The sequence below is a fragment of the Streptomyces sp. NPDC127595 genome (assembly GCF_042671685.1).
Lineage (GTDB): Bacteria > Actinomycetota > Actinomycetes > Streptomycetales > Streptomycetaceae > Streptomyces.
The window spans coordinates 113,538-119,537 of sequence record NZ_JBHXWK010000018.1 but is presented as its reverse complement, the minus strand read 5'-3'; the positions used below and the strand labels follow the sequence as shown (position 1 = coordinate 119,537).

Sequence of the window (6,000 nt, the reverse complement as noted above, 5' to 3'; positions counted from 1 at the left end):
CCGCTCCCCGGCCCCCCCCCCCCCCCCCCCGCCCGGGGGGGGGGGGGGGGCGGGGGCCCCCCCCCCCCCCCCCCCGACCCACCCACCCGGACGCCCCACCCACCCGCACACGCCCGGCCCAGCGCCCGCGCCTACGCGTCGATACGAGACCGATCCAACGTAGCCGCCGAGTTGGAAATGAACTCCTTACGCGGAGCCACGTCATTCCCCATCAGCAGATCAAAGACCTGCTCGGACGACTCCAGGTCGGAGATGTTGATCCGCCGCAGCGTCCGATGGCGAGGATCCATCGTGGTCTCGGCCAACTGGTCGGCATCCATCTCGCCGAGACCCTTGTACCGCTGGATCGAGTCCTTGTACCGCACGTTCTTGCGCTGGAGTTCGAGCAGCGTCTCCCGCAGCTCACGGTCCGAGTACGTGTAGATGTACTTGTCCTGCCCCTTCCTGGGCTGGCTGAGCTCGATCCGGTGCAGCGGCGGCACCGCCGCGAACACCCGCCCCGCCTCGACCATCGGCCGCATGTAGCGCTGGAACAGCGTCAGCAGCAGACAGCGGATGTGCGCACCGTCGACATCGGCGTCGACGAGAAGAATGATCTTCCCGTAGCGCGCCGCGTCGATGTCGAAGGTCCGGCCGGACCCGGCTCCTATGACCTGGATGATCGCCCCGCACTCGACGTTCTTCAGCATGTCCGTCACGGACGACTTCTGAACGTTGAGGATCTTGCCGCGGATCGGCAGCAGCGCCTGGAACTCGGAGTTCCGGGCGAGCTTGGCCGTACCGAGCGCGGAGTCGCCCTCGACGATGAACAGCTCGCTGCGCCCCACGTCGTCGCTGCGGCAGTCGGCGAGCTTGGCGGGCAGGGACGAGGACTCCAGGGCCGTCTTCCGGCGCTGCGCGTCCTTGTGCTGCCGGGCCGCGATCCGCGTACGGGCCGCCGCGACGGCCTTCTCCATGACGACCCGGGCCTGCGCGGCAGCGTCCCGCTTCGTGGTGGTCAGGAACTCCTTGAGCTCCTTGGACACCACGTTCGTCACGATGCGCCGGGCCGCCGAGGTGCCGAGGATCTCCTTGGTCTGGCCCTCGAACTGCGGCTCGGCGAGGCGCACGGTGACGACGACGGTCAGGCCCTCCAGCGCGTCGTCCTTGACGATGTCGTCCTCGGCGACGCGCAACAGCTTCTTGGCCCGCAGGACCTCGTTCATCGTCTTGGCGACTGCCTGTTCGAAGCCTGCGACGTGGGTGCCGCCCTTGGGCGTGGCGATGATGTTCACGAACGACCGCAGAGTGGTGTCGTACCCGGTGCCCCAGCGCATCGCGACATCGACACCCAGCTCTCGGGTGACCTCGGTCGGCGTCATCTGCCCGTGGTCGTCAAGGACCGGGACGGTCTCCTTGAAGCTGCCCTGTCCGGAGAAGCGGAGGACGTCGCAGACGGGCTTGTCGTTGGCCAGGTACTCACAGAACTCACTGATGCCGCCGTCGAAACGGAAGGACTCCTCGCCCTTGCTGCCGCCCTCGCCGAGCCCGTACTCGTCGCGGACGACGATGGTCAGCCCCGGCACCAGGAAGGCGGTCTGCCGGGCGCGCTGGTGCAGGTTGTCCAGGGAGAGCTTGGCGTCCTTGAGGAAGATCTGGCGGTCAGCCCAGTAACGCACGCGCGTGCCGGTGCGGGTCTTGGGGATGCGCTTGAGCTTGCGCAGCCCGCTCGCCGCCTCGAAGGCGCCGTCGGGGCCGCCGGTCTTGAACTCTCCCGGGGTGCCGCGCCGGAAGCTCACCGCGTGGGTGTGGCCGCTGCGGTCGACCTCGATGTCAAGGCGGGCGGAGAGCGCGTTCACCACGGAGGCGCCGACGCCGTGCAGACCGCCGGAGGCCGCGTACGAGCCGCCTCCGAACTTTCCGCCGGCGTGCAGCTTGGTCATCACGACCTCGACACCGGAGAGGCCGGTCTTGGGCTCCACGTCCACCGGGATGCCACGGCCGTTGTCCCGCACCTCCACCGAGGCGTCGTCGTGCAGGATCACCTCGATGTGGTCGCAGTAGCCGCCCAGGGCCTCATCCACCGAGTTGTCGATGATCTCCCAGAGGCAGTGCATCAGACCGCGGCTGTCAGTCGACCCGATGTACATGCCCGGGCGCTTGCGTACGGCCTCGAGCCCCTCGAGGACGAGCAGGTGCCGCGCGGTGTAGTTGGAACCGTCCCGGTCTGCTCCGGTCAGCAACGCTGTGGACGGCACGGACGTCTCGGCGGTCACGCGGTTCGCTCCTCGCTGAATTTCAGATGGGGCCCTTTTGGGTAAGGCCGGGCTTCGGTCGCCGCTCAGAGGGTACCGAGGCCTGGTAGAGCCGTTGTAACGCCACCCTCGCATGAAAACACCCTAGTCCAGGGTCGCATGGGTGTTCGATCCCTCGATGGAGTGAAGTACATATCACGTTCCCTTCGGGGCATGAACCATTTAGGCTCCGGGCACGTCCTCAAGAACAACCGGCAAGCCAGCCGGGAGGACCGACCCTGACAGACAGCGCGAACCCGTAAGACACGAAGACACGCAATACGGCCCATTCGCCGCCACCTGGCAGCAGACAGCCGCCCTGGAGAGAAATTTTCGAGGAAGGGCCCCGAGCGGGAACGTTTTCGGCCTGGTTGGATGTTGACCCTGGTACGACAGCTCGTCGAGCTAGAGAAGAGGCGACGTGACTACTGTTCTGACCCCCGCGAGCCCGCTGACGGCCGCTGACCGCTGCGACCGTTGCGGCGCCCAGGCATATCTGCGCGTCGTCCTCCTGAGCGGCGGAGAACTGCTCTTCTGCGCCCACCACGGTCGCAAGTTCGAGCCGGAACTCAAGAAGATCGCCGCTGAGATACAGGACGAGACGGAGCGACTGACGTCCGTTCCGGAAAGCGTCAACGACGAAGAACGCTGACACTTCGCATCAACGACGAGCGGGTGCCGGCATAGGCCGGTATGCGGGCGGCCACTCCCTGGACACAGGGAGTGGCCGCCCGCATTCGTACCGCCTGACAGGTAACGCTCAGCGGGACGGCTCTGCACCCGGCCGCGGACTCAGCGCGCGCCCCGCCCAGCACCCGTCCAGGCGCTCAGCTGGACCCGAAGAGCACCCGTCGGCCGGCCCCACGCCCCCAAGAACACCCGTCGGCCGGCTCAGCGCTCGCGAAGAGCCACCCGCAGAGCGCCCACAGAGGCTCACCGGGGCGCGTCGAGCGACCGAGCGACATCAGAGACCCGCGTGTAGACACCGGGGCTTCCAGCGCGTCCACAGCCGCTCCCCCACGACACCAGGCCGATGAGTCGCCCCTGGGCGACCAGCGGTCCGCCGCTGTCCCCCTGACAGGCGTCCCGCCCGCCCGTGAGCTCCCCGGCGCACAGCATGGACGTCGCCCGGTAGGTGCCGACCGCACTGCCCGGGTAAGCCCCCTCACAGGCGGTATCGGGGAGCACGCTCACACGCGCCGCCCGCAGACTGCGCGCATAGTCGCCGCCACCCGTCGTATCGCCCCAGCCGTAGACCGTGGCGGCCGTACCGGGCTCGTACGCGGCGTCCCCGGAGGGCGCCATACCGATGACCGAGCTCTCCGGAAGCGGGGACGCGAGGGTGAGCACGCCGAAGTCCCCGGCGTTCGTATCGCTGTCGTAGTCGGGATTGACCCAGATACCGCTGACCGGGATCTCCTTGCCGCCGCTCGACAGCAGGTCTCCCCGGCCGGCGATGACCTTCAGGTCGCGAGCCTGCCGCGGGGGCGCCCCCAGCACGTCCGCGCCCAGGCAGTGGGCCGCGGTCAGGATCGTGGACGGGCCGATCACGACGCCTCCGCAGAACTGACCCGCGCGCGTACCCCCGAACCGGTCACGGCTGGACAGCGCCACTGTCCAGGGGGCCTCGGAGATCTCGACCGGAAAGCCGCCGATGATGATGCTGTCGGCCGCCGCCGGGGCGGGGGACGCCAGTGGTATCGCGACCGCGGCGGCCGCAAGGGCCAGTGCCGAGGCAAAGGGACGGCGCATGCGCGCTCCTCACTCTGGGATGGTCATCGAAAACCCAGAGTGATCCAGCACGCGGGGGCTCGCACTCCGCGCGCACACGAAAGGGCCCGGCTCCCCCGTGGGAGCCGGGCCCTGCGTGACGAACTTCCGAGGCCTAGTCGAGGTAGTCGCGCAGCACCTGCGAGCGCGACGGGTGACGCAGCTTCGACATCGTCTTGGACTCGATCTGGCGGATCCGCTCGCGCGTCACGCCGTACACCTTGCCGATCTCGTCGAGAGTCTTCGGCTGACCGTCGGTGAGACCGAAACGCATCGAGACCACGCCGGCCTCGCGCTCGGACAGGGTGTCGAGAACGGAGTGCAGCTGCTCCTGGAGGAGCGTGAAGCTGACCGCGTCCGCCGGGACCACGGCCTCGGAGTCCTCGATGAGGTCACCGAACTCGCTGTCACCGTCCTCGCCCAGCGGGGTGTGCAGCGAGATGGGCTCGCGGCCGTACTTCTGGACCTCGATGACCTTCTCCGGGGTCATGTCGAGTTCCTTGGCCAGCTCCTCCGGGGTGGGCTCGCGGCCCAGGTCCTGGAGCATCTGGCGCTGCACGCGCGCGAGCTTGTTGATGACCTCGACCATGTGCACCGGGATACGGATGGTGCGGGCCTGGTCGGCCATCGCGCGGGTGATCGCCTGACGGATCCACCAGGTGGCGTACGTGGAGAACTTGTAGCCCTTGGTGTAGTCGAACTTCTCGACCGCGCGGATCAGACCGAGGTTGCCCTCCTGGATGAGGTCCAGGAAGAGCATGCCGCGGCCGGTGTAGCGCTTGGCCAGGGAGACCACCAGACGGAGGTTGGCCTCCAGGAGGTGGTTCTTGGCGCGGCGGCCGTCCTCGGCGATGATCTCCAGCTCGCGCTTGAGCTTCGGCGCCAGCTTGTCGGCGTTGGCCAGCTTGTCCTCGGCGAACAGACCGGCCTCGATGCGCTTGGCGAGCTCGACCTCCTGCTCGGCGTTGAGGAGGGGGACCTTGCCGATCTGCTTGAGGTAGTCCTTGACGGGGTCGGCGGTGGCACCGGCGACGGCGACCTGCTGGGCCGGCGCGTCGTCCTCGTCGTCGTCGGAGAGGACGAAGCCCTTGTTCTCGGCTCCCTCCTCTTCCTCCTCGCCGGGCTTGGCACCCGGGGTCTCCTCGGCCGCCTCGTCGTCGACCAGCTCCGCGTCGTCCTTCTTGGCGGTGGTCTTCTTCGCGACAGCCTTCTTGGCGACCGTCTTCTTCGCGACGGCCTTCTTGGCGACCGTCTTCTTGGCAACGGCCTTCTGCGCGGTCGCGTCCTCGGCCGACTCGTCGGCGGCGGGCACTGCCGGGGCAGCGGTGGCGGTGGCCTTCTTGGTGGTCACCGTCTTCGCCGCGACCGTCTTGGTGGCGGTTCGCTTGGCAGGACTCTTCGCTGCGACGCTCTTTCGGGGGCGCTTTGGCTCCGCGGCACTGACCATCAGCGTCACACCCTCTTCCTCGAGGATCTGGTTGAGGCTGCGCAGTACGTTCTTCCACTGAGTGGCCGGAATCTGGTCAGCTTCGAAGGCCCGACGCACGTCATCGCCGGCGATCTGCCCCTCAGCCTTTCCCCGCTCGATGAGCGCCATGACAGAGACGGACTCGGCGATCTCCGGCGGGAGCGTACGGGATGTGCTGGCCGACACGAACAACCTCTCGGAACGTTGGAAAACGGCTTCCGGCCCCGTCCGGTAAGGACAGGAGCCGACGACCGCCGACTTGGGGATGGGCCGACGGCGCGGGCGGGGGCCGGGAAGATGCACAGCGCCGCAAACGGCGTCTGTATTCCCTCCTCGGCTGCCACCTCTTAGGTCATCGCGCTGCCTCGAAGAGCGTTACGCCCAATCTGCGTGGCCCGAGTCACACCCCGTAAGCGAGCAAAAGCGGCCAGATACGGTCAGAGGAGGTCAGCCGATGGGCCCACCGCCCCATCACACCGCCGGACCCCG

The 6,000-nt window shown here is 68.1% G+C and carries 4 protein-coding genes; 1 reads left to right on the top strand and 3 read right to left on the bottom strand.

The window, feature by feature from the left end; translation table 11 throughout:
• Positions 1-131 precede the first annotated feature (131 nt).
• Positions 132-2,255: a type IIA DNA topoisomerase subunit B gene (locus ACFVKT_RS38090; protein ID WP_385740844.1), complete on the bottom strand. Its 2,124-nt coding sequence runs from the start codon at positions 2,253-2,255 to the stop codon at positions 132-134.
• Positions 2,256-2,694: 439 nt separating this feature from the next.
• On the opposite strand from ACFVKT_RS38090, the gene ACFVKT_RS38085 reads away from it, so the two are divergent.
• Positions 2,695-2,925, top strand: coding sequence for a hypothetical protein (locus ACFVKT_RS38085; protein ID WP_121406526.1), 231 nt, complete (start codon positions 2,695-2,697; stop codon positions 2,923-2,925).
• A 281-nt stretch (positions 2,926-3,206) separates the two neighbouring features.
• Here the strand turns inward: ACFVKT_RS38085 and ACFVKT_RS38080 are convergent, their stop codons facing one another.
• Together ACFVKT_RS38080 and ACFVKT_RS38075 are read right to left on the bottom strand one after the other, a co-directional pair.
• A complete protein-coding gene (locus tag ACFVKT_RS38080) occupies positions 3,207-4,025 on the bottom strand; it encodes a S1 family serine peptidase (protein WP_385740841.1) in 819 nt (272 codons plus the stop codon).
• Between the two features lie 133 nt (positions 4,026-4,158).
• A complete protein-coding gene (locus ACFVKT_RS38075) occupies positions 4,159-5,697 on the bottom strand; it encodes an RNA polymerase sigma factor (protein WP_385740838.1) in 1,539 nt (512 codons plus the stop codon).
• Positions 5,698-6,000: the final 303 nt, after the last annotated feature.